Source organism: Streptomyces sp. 4N124, from assembly GCF_052245395.1.
Lineage (GTDB): Bacteria > Actinomycetota > Actinomycetes > Streptomycetales > Streptomycetaceae > Streptomyces.
This window is the reverse complement of record NZ_JBQQBS010000003.1, coordinates 85,725-101,602: the sequence shown is the minus strand read 5'-3', so window position 1 is coordinate 101,602 and position 15,878 is coordinate 85,725. Positions and strand designations below refer to the sequence as shown.

13 protein-coding genes and 7 pseudogenes are annotated in these 15,878 nt (G+C 68.6%); 13 read left to right on the top strand and 7 right to left on the bottom strand.

All coding sequences use genetic code 11. The features are described 5' to 3' along the window. Positions 1-76: 76 nt before the first annotated feature. The 5 genes and pseudogenes from ACTWQO_RS04315 (at position 77) to ACTWQO_RS04295 (ending at position 4,140) form a co-directional block, all read left to right on the top strand. A complete protein-coding gene (locus ACTWQO_RS04315; RefSeq protein WP_443235845.1) occupies positions 77-1,276 on the top strand; it encodes an XdhC family protein in 1,200 nt (399 codons plus the stop codon). A gap of 178 nt (positions 1,277-1,454) precedes the next feature. Further along, positions 1,455-2,201: a transglycosylase SLT domain-containing protein gene (locus tag ACTWQO_RS04310; protein ID WP_443235844.1), complete on the top strand. Its 747-nt coding sequence runs from the start codon at positions 1,455-1,457 to the stop codon at positions 2,199-2,201. 166 nt (positions 2,202-2,367) lie between these two features. Beyond that, positions 2,368-2,972: pseudogene (locus ACTWQO_RS04305) on the top strand (transposase); the annotation flags it as partial. Positions 2,973-3,145: 173 nt separating this feature from the next. Then, positions 3,146-3,730, top strand: a complete 585-nt coding sequence (locus ACTWQO_RS04300; protein WP_443235843.1) for a dihydrofolate reductase family protein — start codon at positions 3,146-3,148, stop codon at positions 3,728-3,730. Then, the gene (locus tag ACTWQO_RS04295; RefSeq protein WP_443235842.1) at positions 3,727-4,140 is read left to right on the top strand and encodes a VOC family protein; all 414 of its coding nucleotides are present in this window, start codon (positions 3,727-3,729) and stop codon (positions 4,138-4,140) included. Before ACTWQO_RS04300 ends, ACTWQO_RS04295 begins: the two co-directional genes overlap by 4 nt. Positions 4,141-4,279: 139 nt before the next feature. Here the strand turns inward: ACTWQO_RS04295 and ACTWQO_RS04290 are convergent, their stop codons facing one another. Then, on the bottom strand, positions 4,280-5,254 hold the full coding sequence (locus tag ACTWQO_RS04290; RefSeq protein ID WP_443235841.1) for an SDR family NAD(P)-dependent oxidoreductase: 975 nt from the start codon (positions 5,252-5,254) through the stop codon (positions 4,280-4,282). Positions 5,255-5,408: 154 nt separating this feature from the next. Here ACTWQO_RS04290 and ACTWQO_RS04285 point away from each other — a divergent pair. Continuing rightward, positions 5,409-5,744 (top strand): annotated as a pseudogene (locus ACTWQO_RS04285) (transposase); the annotation flags it as partial. A 4-nt stretch (positions 5,745-5,748) separates the two neighbouring features. Here ACTWQO_RS04285 and ACTWQO_RS04280 read toward each other — a convergent pair. After that, positions 5,749-6,618 (bottom strand): alpha/beta fold hydrolase, encoded by an 870-nt coding sequence (locus tag ACTWQO_RS04280; protein WP_443235840.1) that lies wholly within the window; start codon positions 6,616-6,618, stop codon positions 5,749-5,751. Between the two features lie 98 nt (positions 6,619-6,716). On the opposite strand from ACTWQO_RS04280, the gene ACTWQO_RS04275 reads away from it, so the two are divergent. Together ACTWQO_RS04275 and ACTWQO_RS04270 are read left to right on the top strand one after the other, a co-directional pair. Further along, positions 6,717-7,127 carry a winged helix-turn-helix transcriptional regulator gene (locus ACTWQO_RS04275; protein ID WP_443235839.1) on the top strand — a complete coding sequence of 137 codons (411 nt, stop codon included), beginning with the start codon at positions 6,717-6,719 and terminating at the stop codon, positions 7,125-7,127. Positions 7,128-7,322: 195 nt separating this feature from the next. Then, entirely contained in the window at positions 7,323-7,529 is a 207-nt protein-coding gene (locus ACTWQO_RS04270) for a VOC family protein (RefSeq protein WP_443235838.1), read from the top strand. A 238-nt stretch (positions 7,530-7,767) separates the two neighbouring features. Here the strand turns inward: ACTWQO_RS04270 and ACTWQO_RS04265 are convergent. Together ACTWQO_RS04265 and ACTWQO_RS04260 are read right to left on the bottom strand one after the other, a co-directional pair. After that, positions 7,768-9,477 (bottom strand): annotated as a pseudogene (locus ACTWQO_RS04265) (CocE/NonD family hydrolase). 147 nt (positions 9,478-9,624) lie between these two features. Then, positions 9,625-10,311, bottom strand: coding sequence for a DUF3159 domain-containing protein (locus ACTWQO_RS04260; RefSeq protein WP_443235837.1), 687 nt, complete (start codon positions 10,309-10,311; stop codon positions 9,625-9,627). A 192-nt stretch (positions 10,312-10,503) separates the two neighbouring features. On the opposite strand from ACTWQO_RS04260, the gene ACTWQO_RS04255 reads away from it, so the two are divergent. Together ACTWQO_RS04255 and ACTWQO_RS04250 are read left to right on the top strand one after the other, a co-directional pair. After that, positions 10,504-11,265, top strand: coding sequence for a MerR family transcriptional regulator (locus ACTWQO_RS04255; RefSeq protein ID WP_443235836.1), 762 nt, complete (start codon positions 10,504-10,506; stop codon positions 11,263-11,265). A gap of 327 nt (positions 11,266-11,592) precedes the next feature. Further along, a pseudogene (locus tag ACTWQO_RS04250) lies at positions 11,593-12,315 on the top strand (IS5 family transposase); the annotation flags it as partial. Positions 12,316-12,724: 409 nt separating this feature from the next. Here the strand turns inward: ACTWQO_RS04250 and ACTWQO_RS04245 are convergent. The 3 genes and pseudogenes from ACTWQO_RS04245 to ACTWQO_RS04235 form a co-directional block, all read right to left on the bottom strand. After that, positions 12,725-12,964, bottom strand: coding sequence for a hypothetical protein (locus ACTWQO_RS04245; RefSeq protein ID WP_443235835.1), 240 nt, complete (start codon positions 12,962-12,964; stop codon positions 12,725-12,727). 276 nt (positions 12,965-13,240) lie between these two features. Continuing rightward, positions 13,241-13,357, bottom strand: a pseudogene (locus tag ACTWQO_RS04240) (IS5/IS1182 family transposase); the annotation flags it as partial. Between the two features lie 136 nt (positions 13,358-13,493). After that, positions 13,494-13,613 (bottom strand): annotated as a pseudogene (locus ACTWQO_RS04235) (MmyB family transcriptional regulator); the annotation flags it as partial. A gap of 25 nt (positions 13,614-13,638) precedes the next feature. Here ACTWQO_RS04235 and ACTWQO_RS04230 point away from each other — a divergent pair. The 3 genes and pseudogenes from ACTWQO_RS04230 to ACTWQO_RS04220 all read left to right on the top strand — a co-directional run. Continuing rightward, positions 13,639-14,076 (top strand): annotated as a pseudogene (locus ACTWQO_RS04230) (hypothetical protein); the annotation flags it as partial. 110 nt (positions 14,077-14,186) lie between these two features. Next, positions 14,187-14,705, top strand: a complete 519-nt coding sequence (locus ACTWQO_RS04225; protein ID WP_443235834.1) for a helix-turn-helix domain-containing protein — start codon at positions 14,187-14,189, stop codon at positions 14,703-14,705. Between the two features lie 117 nt (positions 14,706-14,822). Beyond that, complete coding sequence (locus tag ACTWQO_RS04220; RefSeq protein ID WP_443235833.1) at positions 14,823-15,758, top strand: GNAT family N-acetyltransferase; 936 nt, start codon at positions 14,823-14,825, stop codon at positions 15,756-15,758. Positions 15,759-15,878: the final 120 nt, after the last annotated feature.

Below are 15,878 nucleotides of genomic sequence, written 5' to 3'. Positions count from 1 at the left end.
CCGCCGCCTATGCACTCCCCGTCGGCGCGGCGGCGGCCCACCCCACCTCCACCGCGAACAACGGAGAACACCGGCCATGTTGAACATCGCGGAGACACTCCACCGCTGGTGCCGCGAAGGCCGTCCCTTCGCCCTGGCCACCGTCGTCGACGTCACCGGCAGCGCACCTCTGCCCGCCGGTACGTCGGTCGCGGTGGACGCCGACGGCAACGCGGTCGGCAGCATCTCCGGCGGCTGCGTCGAAGGAGCCGTCTACGAACTGTGCCGGCAGGTGCTGCACGACCAAGGTGCCCCTCAGCGCGCCTGGTTCGGATACTCCGACGACGATGCCTTCGCCGTCGGCCTGACCTGCGGCGGCGAACTCGACGTGCTCGTCCGGCGCGTCGATCCCGCCACCGACCCCCATTTCGGCGCCGCCCTGGACGACATCGTCCAAGGCAGGCCGACTGCCGTGGCACAGGTCGTCGACGGCCCCTACGACCTGGTGGGCAGCACGCTGTGTGTCCTTGCCGACGGCACTGCCTCGTACGGAACCCTGGATGGAGGGATGACGGACAGCGCGGTGACCGCACAGGCCGGCGCCCTGCTCCGGTCAGGCCGTACCGCCCGGATCGAGCTGGGCTCAGACGCCGCCACTTGTCCGGACCGGCTGTCCGTCCTCGTCCACGTGGCCGCGTCCCGCCCTCGCATGCTGATCTTCGGCGCCGTCGACTTCGCCGCCGCGCTCACCCGGGCCGGCCGCTTCCTGGGCTACCAGGTCACCGTGTGCGACGCCCGGCCCGTCTTCGCCACCGCTGCTCGCTTCCCGGACGCGGACGAGGTCGTGGTCGACTGGCCCCACCGCTACCTGGAGCACACGGCCGTGGACGCCCGTACCGCCGTCTGTGTCCTCACCCACGACGCCAAGTTCGACATTCCCCTGCTCCGGCTGGCCCTCGATCTGCCCGTCGGCTACGTCGGGGCCATGGGATCGCGGCGCACCCACGAACAGCGTCTTCGCCTCCTGCGCGAGGCGGGCATGTCCGACGAACACATCGCCCGCTTGCACTCGCCGATCGGCCTGGACCTAGGAGCTCACACACCTGAGGAGACGGCCGTCTCCATCGTGGCGGAGATCATCGCCTCCACCAACCTCGCGAGCGGCATGCCCCTTTCCCGGGGAGCGGGCCCGATCCACCGCCCGGTGCCTGTCTTTCCTGCCCCAGCCAATGGCCGGCCCGGGCTCGACGAGGCAGCCGCACGCGCCGGTGTGGGACGCGGCGCGGGCTCCCGGTGATGCGGTGATCGAGGCGACGGTCGCCGAGCTGGGCCGCGTACCGGACACGGCGGCCGGAGCGCTCGCCGGGGACCGGCCACACTGGCGGCTGTTTCTTCCGAGTAACGCTCGGAGTCGTTGCCGCCAGTTCGGCCGCTCAACCGTCTAATCTTGCGAAGCTCGAACTTTTGATCTAGCGATGCTGGAAGGAAACTGTGTGAGCGGGAACTTGGTGCGGGGCTTAGCGGTGGCTTCTGCCACTGCGGTCACCACTGTCGGCGCCGTCGCGGGAGCTGCCCAGAGCAGCACCGGCCAGTCGGTGAACGACACCGAAACGACAGCGAGCAACTCGACCCTCCTCGCGGACTTGCCCGCGGGGCAGCAAGCTCAGGTGCAGACGGTCGCCCTGGCTCAGCAGGCCGACTCGCAGGCCATCGCCGCGGACACCAGCGCAAGGAAAACCGCGGCGGAGGCGGCCCGCAAGGAGGCCGCGAAGGCGGCGATCGCCAAGCAGCAGGCAGCCAAGCAGCAGGCCCTCGAGGACGCCAAGGAGCGCGAGGAGGCGCGGCAGAAAGCCAGTCGATCGTCGACGGACTCCTCGTCGACAGGCTCCTCGGCGACGGACAACTCCAGCCTCGCGACGCAGTCCTCGTACACCGTTGCCCAGGTCCGGGCTATGGCGCAGCAGATGGTGCCCAGCGATCAGTTCCAGTGCTTCAGCAACATCGTGGACCACGAGTCCGGCTGGAATTACAAGGCGGTCAACCCCTCTTCCGGGGCCTACGGTCTCGTACAGGCCTATCCCGGTTCCAAGATGTCGTCTGCCGGAGCCGACTGGCAGACCAATCCGGCCACGCAGATCAAGTGGGGCCTGAACTACATGAACGACCGCTATGGCAGTCCCTGCGACGCCTGGGCTTTCTGGCAGGCCAACGGCTCCTACTGAGGCGATGCCGTCGAGGCCGCTCAACCCTGCGCAGCTCCTCACTGTTCTGCGGTGAGGAGCTGCTCCATGTGGGTAGGTCGGGACGGGTCCACCCGACCGTGACGCCGTTGAGGGCCCCAACGTGACGGCTTGACAGGCCCCGTCCCGGGCACAGCCACGAGCCAACTACGTCTGGGCCGACGGCATCCACCTGCGCATCCGCTGCGCGAGGCGAAGTCGTGCGTACTGGTCCTGGTGGGCATGCGCGCCGCCGGCACCAAGGAGCTGATCGCCATGAGCGACGGCCACCGCGAATCCGCCGACTCATGGGCGGATCTCCTGCGCGACTGCGCCCACCGCGGCATGCGCGCGCTCCCGTCCTCGCGATCGGCGACGGCGCACTCGGCTTCTGGAAGGCCCTGGCCGAGGTGTTCCCCGAAACCCGCCATCAAAGGTGCTGGGTTCATAAGATCGCCAAGGTTGCGAACGCCCTGCCGAAGTCCGCCCAGCCCGGCGCGGAGTTTCCCAAGCCGTCAAGAAGATCACCGACGACGTGGACGAGCTGCTGGCCTTCTACGATTTCCCCGCCGAGCACTGGATCCACCTGCGGACCACGAATCCGATTGAGTCGAATTCGCCACTGTCCGCCTGCGCACGAAGGTCACCCGGGGCGCCGGCAGTGCGGCCGCCGCCCTGGCCATGATCTTCGAGCTCGTCGAGTCCGCCCAGCAGCGGTGGCGGGCCGTGAACGCCCCCCACCTCGTCGAACGCTCCGAGAGCCGCGCGGCCTGAACGACCGCAATTGATCCACGGGGCAGGACTCCTGCCCCCTCAGCCCAGCAGCAGGCCGGCGCGTCGGGCCGATGAGTTTGCCGGTTGCCTGAAGTCTTCCTTGCGACAAGCCCGCCCGGTCGGCGCATCAGGAAACGCCGGATCCCGGTGATGGAGGAGAGAGGGAGGCCAGGATGAACAATCCGATTCGGCTGTACATATCGATGTCGCTCGACGGCTATATCGCCGGCCCGGACGATCGGCCAGGGCAGGAGCTCGGACGCGACGGTGGACGGCTCTTCAACTGGCTCGACGACCGGGAGTCCGACGGTCCGAGCGGCCAGGTCTACCGCGAAGCGCTGGCGACCGGCGCGGTGATTTCCGGCCGTCGGACCTTCGAACTCGCCGGGCGCTGGCAGGGCGATCACCACGACGGCGTGCCGATCTTCGTACTCACCCACCAGGTGGATGACGGGGACGTGCCACCCGGCCACGCGCGTTTCGTCACCGATGTCGAGGACTGCGCCCGTCGGGCTCGCGCAGCCGCAGGGGACCGGCCGGTCATGGTCCATGGGGCGGGGGCGGCCCAAGCACTTCTCCGAGCCGGGCAGGTGGACGAGATGGAGATCCATCTGGTTCCGGTGCTCCTTGGGGACGGTCGACGGCTGTTCGACCACCTGGGTAGCGATCACATCGAACTCGACCTCGTCCGACGGCTCGAGGACCGAGACGTTACGCATCTCCGCTACCGGGTGCGTCGACCCGAGGAGGCCGCGTGAAGACGCTCTTCGTCTCCTACCGCGTCACCGACCTGGACCGCTCGCTCGGTTTCTACACCGCCTTGGGCTACGCCGAGCTGGGCAGGGTCGACGTCGGCGAAGGGGCTCGCCTCGTGATCCTCAAGTTCCCCGACGAACCGGCGGCCTCGCTCGAACTGGTCCACCGCCCCGGCGACGGACCGGTCGACGTAGGCAGCGGTTTCGACCACCTCGCGATCCAGGTGGAAACGCTCGCCACCACCCTGGATACGCTGACCGAAGCCGGCCTGAGGCCCGAACCACTCCAGTACCCGGGCGGCCCTCACGGCCCGAAGACGTCGTGGCTCACGGACCCGGATGGTTACCGGATCGAGCTGGTGGAGTGGCCGTCCGGACATCCCGACGGCATCACCGCAGCAGACTTCGCCTGAGGCGGCCACGGCCTGTTGAGTGACGAAGCTCCCCCTCGTCGCGACCGCGGCGCAACGCGAGGCGACATCCCACCCCATCCACAAGTCTTGACGATTACTCCAGCGCACCCGGCACAAGCCCGAGAATCGAACGCACCCCTCACTCGCAGTGACAGCTCCTGTGATCGCTGAGGATGGTGCCGAGGTCGACGCCGGTCAGGTCACGGCTGGCGTCCCACAACCGCGCCGCGATGGAGGTGTCGGTGAGGTGGTTCCACGCCGGTTCACGTTGGGGTTTGCCGCGCAGGCTGAAGACGCGCGGTCCCCACAGCTGCCCTCCGCGCACGGTCGGGTCGAGCACCGCTCGGACCGCGGGCCATGCGCCGGCGTGCTTGCCCTGGACGAAGAGGGCGGCTGGTGCCCCGCATAGCCGCGCACCAGCGGTCCGCACATGGACTGGCGGGCGTGACGGGGTCAGGGCGTCCAGCGCGCCGCCGGGATGGACCACCACGCTTGCCACCGTGCTGTCGACGGCGCGCAAGTGGCGGTCGAGTTCGAGGCCGAAGTACATCTGCGCCAGCTTGGAGCGTCCGTAGGTGCGCTTGGGCCGGTAGTCCTTCCGGGACTGCAGGTCGTCGAGGTCGAGCCGCTCGGACTTCGCCGCGAAGCTGCCCATGGTCACGATGCGGGCCGCCGGTGCGGCCGACAACAGCGGCATCAGCCAGTGGGTCAGCGCGAAGTGCCCGAGGTGGTTCGTGCCGAACATGAGCTCGTGACCGTCCCCGGTCTCCCGGCGCGGCGGGTCGTCGAGCGCGACGCCGGCGTTGTGGACCACCGCGTCGAGGCATTCCACATCCAGTGATTCCACCGCTGTTCTGAGCGACGAGAGGTCGGCGAGGTCCAGCCGTACGGCCCGCACCCGCGCGTCAGGGACACGCGAGCGGATCGAGGCCGTGGCGACTTCGGCCTTCGAGGGATTCCGGCTGCCCAGTACGACAGTGGCTCCGGTCGCGGACAACTGCTCCGCGACGAAGTACCCGATGCCGGCGTTGCCGCCGGTGACCAGGAAGACGCTGCCATCGGCACGCGGCAGCCGTTGAACATCCCAGGGCTGGATGGAGGACGTGGACGACATGGCGGCGGGGCTCCCTTGCCGGTGAAGGTGGCTGCGGCTGCCTTGCAGGGCAACTCGACGCCCACGGTTCCAGCGGCCCCCGACACATCGCCTACGGATCACCGACAGCCCCGCCGGACGGCCGACATCCTGCCGACGCGGTGCTGGCCGTCCGGAGGGCCTCGGCCCATTGCTCGACACCATCACCGTGCACCGGGACGCCGGCTACGACTCGGACAGCACCCGCGCTCTGCTCAGCGAACGCGGCCTGCACGGACGCATCGCACACAAGGGGGAGAAGGCGCCCATTCAGGCCAGTCGGCGTTGGCACGTCGAACGCACTCACGCGTGGCAGAACGCCTTTCCCCGTCTCGCCCGGTGCTACGAGCGTCGCGTCACTGTCATTGATGCCTTCTTCGACCTCGCCGACACAATCATCACCGTGCGCAGCCTGATCCGCCGGTCATGGACAACTCACCGCTGGGACGAACGCCCGAACCGCCGACCGTGATCCTTCAACCCCGGTCCGGCTCTGGCAGATCGGCGGAGAGGAAGGGAGCAAGAAGCGCGAACAATGCGTCGGGGCGGTCGAGGGGGATGATGTGGCCGCAGTCCTGGAGATGGTGTCCGACCAGGTCATCGGCGATGGGACGGAGTTGGCGTTCGAGCCCGGCGCCGACGGGATGAGAGCCGACGGCCATGGTGGGCATCGTCAGCCGAGCCGTCGCGACGGCGTCCTGTATCTGCTGCGCGCTGGTGGGCAGGGCCCGGTAATAGGAGAACGCGCAGCGCAGGGCCTCGCTCCCGGTGAAGGCGTGGACGAAGGCCGCACGGATGTCGTCGGGTACTCCTCGCCCGAGCGTCCCCGAGTCGAGGAACCAGTCGATGTACGGGGCCTCGTTGCCGGCCAGGACGGTCTCGGCGAGGCCGGGGACGGCGTGGAAGCCGAACCACCACGGGGTGCCGCCCGCGATGGCGTGTTCTGCTCCGGGCAGGCGGCCGAGCAGTGCCTCCATCACGACCAGGCGCCGGACGAGGCCGGGGCGGCGCAGCGCGAGCAGGACGGCGGGGGCGGTGCCCGCGTCGATGCCCACCACTGCTGCCGAGGGCTCACCGAGTGCGTCGAGTAGCCCTTCGGCGTCGGTGGCGAGGGTCCCTGCGTCGTAACCCTCGACGGCTCGTGTACTGGCACCGAAGCCTCGCAGGTCCGGGGCGATGACCCGGTACTGCCCGGCCAGTCGGCCCATGATGCCGCTCCAGAGTTGCCAGGTGTGCGGAAAGCCGTGCAGCAGGAGAACCGCAGGTCCGTCCCCGGCGATTGCGACGTTGAGTTGGACGCCGTTCGTCGCGATGCGGCGCAGTTGGTGTGCGGTGGTGGCGGGCATGACGACCCCTCTGTGGTTACCATTGGTGACCACAAAACGATAGGTAACCGTCCGACCGCTGCCTAGACGGCACTTTCAGGGAAGGTGGTGAGCCACAGGTGACCACCCAAGAAGCCCGGACCGCCGGTCGCGGGGTGCGCGGCGATCTGTTCGATCCCCGGTGCCCGACGCGGCAGTTGCTGGACCGCATAGGTACGAAGTGGACGTCCATGGCCGTCAAGACGCTCGCCGATGCCGCACCGGACGAGGTGCGCTTCGCGGAGCTGAGACGCCGGATGCCCGGCGTCTCGCAGAAGATGCTGTCCGTGACGCTGCGAAGCCTGACCCGCGACGGGCTGGTGGCGCGCCGGGTCGAACCGACAGTGCCGCCGCGGGTCTTCTACCGACTCACCGGACTCGGCCTGTCTCTGGAAGTCGCGCTTGCGGGGCTGCGGACTTGGGCGGAGGAGCACATGACCGAGATCGACCGCGCCAACGAAGCCGCTGACCAGGAAGTCGATGAGGGGTAGGCAGCCCGGCTGCGCGCTCAGCACTGGCGGCTCGGGTCCTCGATGTAGCCGGCGTCGCCGCCCTGGTACCACGTAGGAGCTGGGGGGAAGTCGCCGGCTCAGTGGCTGGCGACGAAGGAGCAGGTCCACTTCGTGGGCTCTGTTGCTGATTTGGGGTGCGCGGCGACCGGGGACAGGTGGGCATCACCTGGTGTGATGGATGCGGTACGCGTCGCCGACATCACCTCCCAGCAGATGCACCTCGACTTCGCCGTCAACGAACTCGCCACCGCCCACCGCGTGGCGACCGAGGCCGGCGCGAGTCGGCTGCGGCCCACCGGCGACATCCATCCGGAATCCCAGACGGGCAGCCGGGTCCACGCCAGCCCCGCCGGGCACCCCTTCTGTCTGCGATCAACCTGAGCGGCAGACGCTTTGCCTGGCCATGGAACCGTGAGTAGTCCGGTGCGAAGACAGCCGGACTGTTCGAACAGCTGGACCGAGCGGTGCTGTCGAAACTGGTGAACAGAGCCACAAGATCCCGAAGCTGGCCGTCGAGGGCATCCATCCGCGGTGGTTCTTACTCGCGCCACATCGCCAGTTCCGGTAGTCCGCCAGGTCCTGACGCGTCGACTGCATGCGCCTGTCGCGGCGCCGGGGATCAGTCACGAGCCGAAGGGACTGTGAACGACGGGAGCTGCGTCGCCAACTTCTTCTTCGTGTACGCCTTCACGTAGGTGTCGAGGTACGGCGAGCGCTTGCCTTCGGTGGCCTGGTCGTCGGAGGGGTCGTCGACGGAGAGGCCGAGGCGCGCGTCCGTCACCTTGATGCGGTCGCCGGTCGGGGTGTCGATCCACGCGCCGTCATAGACGGTGCCGATCTCGACGGCCAGGGAGTGGCCGGCCTTCAGACGCCAGTCGGTCGACTTGAGGTCCATGGCCACGTGGCCGGAGGCATCCACGATCGCCACCTGCTCGTCGAACATGACGGCGGAACCGTCCCGCGCGACGTCGTACAGCTTGACCATGACGTTGCCACTGCCCTCGGTGTCCATCTCGATCCTGGGCGTCCTGGTGATGCGGATGTCGCGCTCGACCGGTTCGGACCACGTGAGGAAGCTCGCCGAGTCGCCGGGCTCGCCCTGGTCCACGTAGGACCCGTCGCGCAGCACCACGTCGGCGGACCGGTCCGAGAGGGGCCAGGTGTCCTGGGAACGCCAGGCTCCGGTGCTGTCCTGGACGGCGAAGGCCGGGTAGTCGGTCGTGGGGGCGATCCCCTTGAGATGCTGGTCGTAGAAGGACATCACCTCCTTGAACCAGCCCGCCCGCCCCATCTGCAGCCGCCCGTCCTCGGTGCGTTCGTTGCCGCGTACGTGGTCTCACTGGCCGAGCCAGCCGCGCTCGGTGCCCTGGTGGCCCGCGAGGTACTCCTGCATCGCCTCTGGCTTGGTGTTCGACTCGATGAAGCCCTGGGTGAAGAACAGCGGGGTGTCGCTGCCCTTGGCCTGCTTCGCCAGATCGCGCTGTTGCCAGTACGGATCCTCGGAGTCGGCCTTGAGGTTGTTGTCCGTGTTGTACGCGGTGCACTCGGGGTGCTTCAGCTCGTACCCGTTGTTCCTCTTGTAGCGCTCCTGGTCGTCCGGCAGCGGCGGCAACTGCGCTATCTGGTTGTAGGTGTTGGGGGCGAGGACCCCGCCCAGTTTCGGCACTCTGTTGGAGCGGGTCAGGCGGTACATGTCCCAGACGGGTTCCTGGGCGACGACGGCCTTGAGCGCGTCCTGGTCCAGGTTGTTGCCGACCAGGGCGGTCGTCGCGTCGTACGACTTGCCGTACATGCCGACCTTGCCGGTGGACCACGGCTGTTTCGCCGCCCAGTCGATCGCCGCCTTGACGTCGGCCTGCTCGCCCTTGCCCATGTAGTCGAGGCAGCCGTTGGACCCGCCGAAGCCGCGCAGGTCCACCTGCACCAGGGCGTAGCCCCGGTCGAACAGGTCGCCGCCCTCGGCGAGGTCCTTGAAGCGTGCAGACGGGCCGGTCTTCTTCCACTTCTCGTCCGTGAGCTCTCCGGAGTGGCCGAAGTAGGCGCCGACAGAGAGGATGACCGGCACCTTCTCGCCCTGGGGCAGTTTCTCCGGCAGCAGGACATCGGCGTGCAGCTCGGTGCCGGAGCCGTCCGAGGACGGGAAGTAGTGCTGTGTCCACGCCGCGCCCTTGGGGACACGGTCGTTGTCCTTGTGCGTCACCGGGTCCTCGGCGGTGGCCACCGTGGGGGCAGCGGACTGTGCCGCGCCGGCAGGGCCGACGGACCCACCGGCCAACGCCAGCGCGGCGACTGCCGCAGTGGCCGCGGCGGGCACGGGAATCTTCTTCATGGTCTCCTCCGGAAACGACGTGTGGCCGACCTTGAGTTCGGCGGGAACGAGGGGTTCTGCTGGTGCGGGTTCTGCTGGTGCGAGGTGGCACCGTGCCGTCGCGGCACGGTCATGCCGGGCCGTCGCCCGGCTCACCGGCTCGCCGGCTCACTGGGTCGCCGGCTCTACGAGCCGCTTGGTCGTACGGCGGAACGCCCAGAAGACGACCAGCAGAGCCAATGCGAGCAGGGGCACGCCCATACCGACCTTGGCGAGAGCCAGCCAGCCCGTGGCATCGCTTTCGTAGAGCCACTGCTGCACGCCGAACCGTGCCGCGAACAGGACGGTCAGGGTGGCGGTGGCGATGTCGTGCGCCAGCAGGCTGGGGCGGTCGCCCCACCACGGGTGCCTGTTGCCGTGCAGCGCGTTCCACAGCAGGCCGGTCACCGGCCTGCGGGCCAGCAACGTGACGAGCAGGAGCACCGCGCCCGCGCAGCTCGCCCAGATGCCGATCAGGAAGAAGCCACCCGCCGAGCCGGTCCACGCCGCGACGCCGCCGGCGGCCGCGACTCCGAAGACACCGCCGGCCGCCGCGGTGAACGGCTCCCCCTGCGCCATCCGCCACACGGTGATCAGCAGGGCCGCCGCGAGTGCGATGCCGATCGCGAGCGTCAGCCCGAGAGCGGCATTCGCCGCGACGAACGCCGAGATCGGGATCGCCGTGTACACCATCCCCTTCGTACCGCCGAGTTGGTCGAGCAGCTTCTGATGCGCTTCGCTCTGCGCGGCGGGCTCGGCCGGTGTCCTGTCGGCGGGGTGATGCCCGGCCGCGTCGGTGCGGTGGTGCTCGGTCATGGCGTCTCCTCGGTCTTCGCGAACCCGTGCCGTCGATGCGATGGGAACCACGAAAAACCGTGCCGTCACGGCACAGTCAAGCCCTTGCGGAGGGGTGGGGTGGCGCTTGACCGTGCCGCGACGGCATGGTTTCGAATGGAGTGAGTCGAGGCCGCGCGCTGACGCGCGAGCAGCCGAACGGAGTGCGAAGCCATGGCATGGAGCACGCGTGAGATCGCCGAGCTCGCGGGCACCAGCCTGCGGGCGGTACGGCACTACCACGAGGTCGGTCTGCTCGACGAGCCGGAACGCCGGGCCAATGGCTACAAGCAGTACGGCGTGGCCCACCTCGTGCGGCTGCTGCGCATCAAGCGCCTTGTCGACCTGGGGTTCCCCCTGTCCCAGATCGCCGAGATGGGCGAGTCCGATGATCATCCGGAGGAGGCGTTGCGCACGCTCGACGCCGAACTGGCGGCCACCATCGAACGGTTGCAGCGGGCCAGGATGGAACTCGGGTTCATCCTGAAGAAGTCGGTTCCGGCCGACCTGCCTCCGGAGTTCGCCGCGGCCGCGGTCGACACCCCGATGTCCGACGCGGATCGCTCGTTCGTCACCGTGATGAGCAGGGTGCTCGGCCCGAAGGGCACGGCGGCCTATGCGGACCTGATGAGGAACCCCGTAATGGATGCCGCCGGTGAGAGGTTCGAGCGGCTGCCCGCCGACGCCGACGAGCAGACCCGCGCCGACGTCGCCGAAGGGCTGGTCGCCTTCGTGCACTCGCTGTACCGGCAGCACCCGGGTCTGCGCACCCTGCCCGCCGACGCCCCGCGCGGCGAGAAGTTCGCGAAGAAGACCGTCGGCCAGGCCATCCAGGACATCTACAACGACGCCCAAGTGGACGTCCTGCGCCGGTTGGGCGTCCTGCTCGCCGAAGCGCGGCGGGGCACCGAACAGCCTGGCAGCACCGGGATCTGAGCGCACTTACGTCGGCGGCTGCCGACTGTGACGCAGCGACCGGGCGAGAGTTTCAGCGACATCAGAGCGACTGCCCGACCGTGAAACTCGGCCGGCTCGAGTGAAACGGGACCGATTTCGGCCCACCGGGCGTTCGCTGCCAAACCCCAGAATCAGCAGACCCTCGGCAGCGACTCTTGGGCCCCCGAGGAACTGACCACCGCCACCCGCCGCCTCCAACACCCCGCGCAGCCAAGCTGACTTGACCCACAGGTCTTGACTATTAGAGGTCCTAACAGAAGCTGTTGGTCATGTGACTGTCGGTCTTGGTTGCTCGTTGGTGTTGTCGTGGGAAGGAGGGAGTCGCGACCGTGGATTGTCCCGGACGAACTGTGGTCGCTGATCGAGCCGTTGCTGCCCGAGCCGGGTCCGAAGCTGGTGGAGGGGCGGCCGCGAATACCGGACCAGCAGGCGCTGTGCGGAATCCTGTTCGTGCTGCACACCGGCATCCAGTGGGAGTACCTGCCCCAAGAGCTGGGCTTCGGCTCGGGGATGACGTGCTGGCGGCGGCTGGCCGCGTGGAACGAGGCCGGCGTGTGGGACGAGTTGCACCTGGTGCTGCGGAAGAAGCTACGGGCCGCGAAGAAGCTGGACTGGTCGCGGGCGGTGATCGACTCCTCCCACGTGCGGGTCGCTCGGCGCGGCCCAAAAGGCGGGCCCAGGCCGGTCGACCGCGCACGGCCGGGCAGCAAGCACCACGTCCTCACCGACGGCCAGGGCATCCCGCTCGCGGTGTCGCTGACCGGCGGAAACCGCAACGACGTCACGCAGTTGCTGCCTCTGCTGGACAAGGTTCCGGCCGTGGCCGGCGTCGTCGGCCGGCCCAGACACCGACCCGGCGTACTCCTCGCCGACCGCGGCTACGACCACGACAAGTACCGGCGCCTGCTCTGGGCCCGCGGCATCCGCCCGGTCATCGCCGAACGAGGCCAACCACACGGCTCCGGCCTGGGCATCTTCCGCTATGTCGTCGAGAGAACGATCTCCTGGCAGCACGGCTTCCGCCACCTGCCTCATCACCCACCGGCACGTTCAGCGCCTTTGTTAGGAACTCTAAGTAACCTTACCGGTATGGTCGGTCCCAAGGGTCGGGGTACCGGATTCCCTGATGCATTCGACCGCACGCAGGGTTGGGACATTTCAGTGTTTCAGATGCAGGATCCGGAACCGGCCACGTATAGCCGCAGTAGGCGCACGAGAGCGTATATGCCGAATGCGGCGCCGGCGCGGTTTTCCTTCGAGGCCGCTCTGTGGGCTCATCCGCGTCACGCATGCTCCACGCCCAAAATGCCCACATCAGCAGCATCATCCCGAGAACGGCACCTGATGCGATCCAGGCAATGACATCGTCTGTCATGGCTCAGTCCCTTCTCTGTCGCCTTCTCGCGTCGAGGGGCCAAAAGAGCGGAGCCCGGTTCCGTCAACCGACCTGTTTCGGCCGGAAGATGCCTCCGCAGCTTTGGTGCCTGGCCGGCCGCCCGCCGTGCCCGGTGACCTTGTCCACGCACACATGGCACATCCAGGAATTGCAGCGATCGCACCGCCGCGCGTAGAGCTGGGCGCTGACATCGACCATCGGCCCAGCGAGATCCTCCCGGGTCAGACCGAGGTTCGCGGCGATGTCCCACAAGCCCCGCTCACCCATCGGGTCGGGACGCAAGTCCTCAGGATCGATGTTTCGTCGGCAACTCACACATCTCGGATGCGGTTCAATGCGGTGGGACTTCTCCGTTCCGACATTGCCCTCTTGCCTCGGGGTTGACTCAGGTTCGGGCTCCACTTCCGTCTTCGGTTCTGGTTCCGGTCCCTTCTTGCGCATCGTAGTGGCGGGGATCGGGACCCCTCCCGAAGCTGGGACAGTGCGTCATATGGCGCGTCCGTGGCGCTGGCGCTGGCGCTGGTGTCGGTGGGGCGGTGCGCCGGCGTCTTAGAGGTCCTAACAAAGGCGCTGAACGTGCCGTTGGGTGATGAGGCAGGTGGCGAGGCCGAGGAAGGCTTCGTGGATGTCGTCGCGTCGCTCCCAGCGGATCCGCAGGCGGCGGAAGCCGTGCAGCAACCAGACCGACAGTCACATGATCAACAGCTTCTGTTAGGACCTCTAACTCCGCCGTTCCTGCGGCCCACCTCCTCAAGTGAGCCAGCTTGGCGGCCGTAGTCGTATCCGGTCCGGCGCTGTGGACGATGATCGAGAGTCCTTGGTCGGCCCGCACATCAAGGGTCTCGAAGGCAAGGGTGAGGTCTCCCACGACCGGATGACGCAACCGCTGCAATCCGGTGTGGTGCGCACGCACATCGTGGTGCGTCCACACTTCACGGAAGGCCGGGTTCCTAGCCCGGAGCTCGTCGATCAGAGAGGGCCTGCACGCCGCCCGCGAGGCGGGCCTGACCCCGGTCAAGGTCAACTCGGTCCTGATGCCGGGGCTGAACGACGACGAGGCCCGCGGCTCGGCCCCGGCGGAGCGCTGGCTGGTCAACGGCGGGCCGCACCGCGTCGGCGTCATCGCCTCGGTCACCCGCCCGTTCTGCGCGGCCTGCGACCGCACCCGCCTCACCGCCGACGGCCAGGTGCGCACCTGCCTGTTCGCCAGAGAGGAAACCGACCTCCGCGCCGCCCTGCGCTCCGACGCCCCCGACGAGGAGATCGCCCGCATCTGGCGCCTGGCCATGTGGGGCAAGAAGGCCGGCGCCGGCCTGGACGACCCCACATTCGTGCAGCCGGACAGGCCGATGTCGGCCATCGGGGCTAGACGAGCAGGTCCGAACCCCGCCTGAGCCGCGGTGCGTGTGCATCGCCACGATCGTTCCGTTTACAGAACGTTCTGTTTGTGGAACGCTAGTCGCGTCATGACCATGCTTCACCGGCGCGGTAGGGGCGGAAAGCTATGGGACTGGCCCAGGAGGTGGGCGAGCGGCTGCGCCGTCTGCGCCAAGACGGCGGCCTGTCGCTGTCGGAACTGGCCCGCCGCTCCGGCGTCGGCAAGGGCACGCTCTCGGAACTGGAGACCGGCCGGCGCAATCCGACCCTGGAGACGCTGTACGCGCTGACCACTGCCCTCGAGGCGCCGCTCAGCACGGTCGTCGGCGCCGCCCCGGTGCAGGGCGCGGCGGTGCACGCGGTGCTGATGGACCGCGTGCAGGACGCGGCTGCGGTGTCGGAGGTGTATCGCATCCGCATTCAGAGCGGCGCGGTGCAGCGCTCGGCCGCTCATGTGCCGGGCACGGAGGAGCACTTGCTGGTCTTCAGCGGCACGGCGCGGGTTGGTCCCGCCTCCGCCCCGCTCGAGGTGGGCCCGGGCGGCCACGCCCAGTGGGCGGCGGATGTACCGCATCAGTACGAGGCGGTGGGGAGGGATGTGGAGGGGGTGTTGGTGGTGCGCTACCCGACAGTATCCAGTCCATAGGCCCGGGTCTGATGGTCGGTCTGACAAGAGCAGGAACAGCCAGGCCCGCCGGTGCCACTGGGTGGCGATTTCATGCAAAGCCAGCTACGTCATCGAGAGACAGGATGATCCCAGTACATGCCCATACGTATAGCGCGCCCAGACGAACTACCTGCCCTCGTCCAGCACTCCGACCAGCCCGAGCGCAACGACGGGACGGCCGCCTACCTCACCGACCTGCTTGCCAAGAAGTGCACCCGGCCGGAGTGGTGTCTGGTCGCGGAGGACGAGGCCGGTCGGCTCACCGCGGCCACCGCGCTATGGACCTTCCCCGGGAACGACGTCCCGATGGCCCTGGTGCTCCTTGAGACACCGTGGGACGAACCCGGCCTGGCCACCGGCCAGACGCTGCTGGCCGAGGCCGTCGCCCTGGCCGACTCGCTCGGCGCCACGGAGCTGGAGCACGTCATCGACTCGCCGACGCAGCCGCCGCAGTACCAGGCGGAGCCGGAACGGCGCGCCGAGCTTCTCGGTCTGGCGGGCTTCGAGCGGGCCCGTGACGGTCGCCGCTTCCGCCGCCGCTCGGGGGTAGAACTCACTTCGCATGATGACCGATTGACCTGGCATTCCCTGCCCAGTCTGGGCCGTGAGCCGTTCATCGCTCTCCTCGCCGAGGCGCTGCCGACCAGCGCCGACGCCCAACTCGCCGCCAAGGTCGCCCGGCATGGCGCCCGGCGTGCCGCGGAGAGCCTCTTCGCGGACATGGAGGAGTTCTCGTACGAGCCCACGTGGTGGGAACTCGGCTACGCTCCGGACGGCACGCCAGCTGCCCTCAGCCTCCCCGCCCGAAACCCCTCGACCGCGGTGATCGGCCTGGTGGCTGTGTCTCCCGCCTGCCGTGGCAACGGCTACGCGACGGCGGTGGTGGCCCGCGGCACGCGGCTGCTGGTCGAAGCGGGCGCCGAGGAGATCCGCGGCGACTGCGACGCGGCCAACACCGCCATGATCATGGCTTTCGAACGGGCAGGCTACGAGAACTTCGCCGACCGCCAGGAGTTCACCCGCCGGTTGTGAGCGGGGGCCGCTCCCGCGCCGTAACGCATGCTGAGCGGCCCCTCCCCACCCCGGTCGGTAGGGCTGGACGAGCAGGTCCGAAGTCCTGCAGGCGCAAAGGAGAAGGGTCTCGTTGATCGT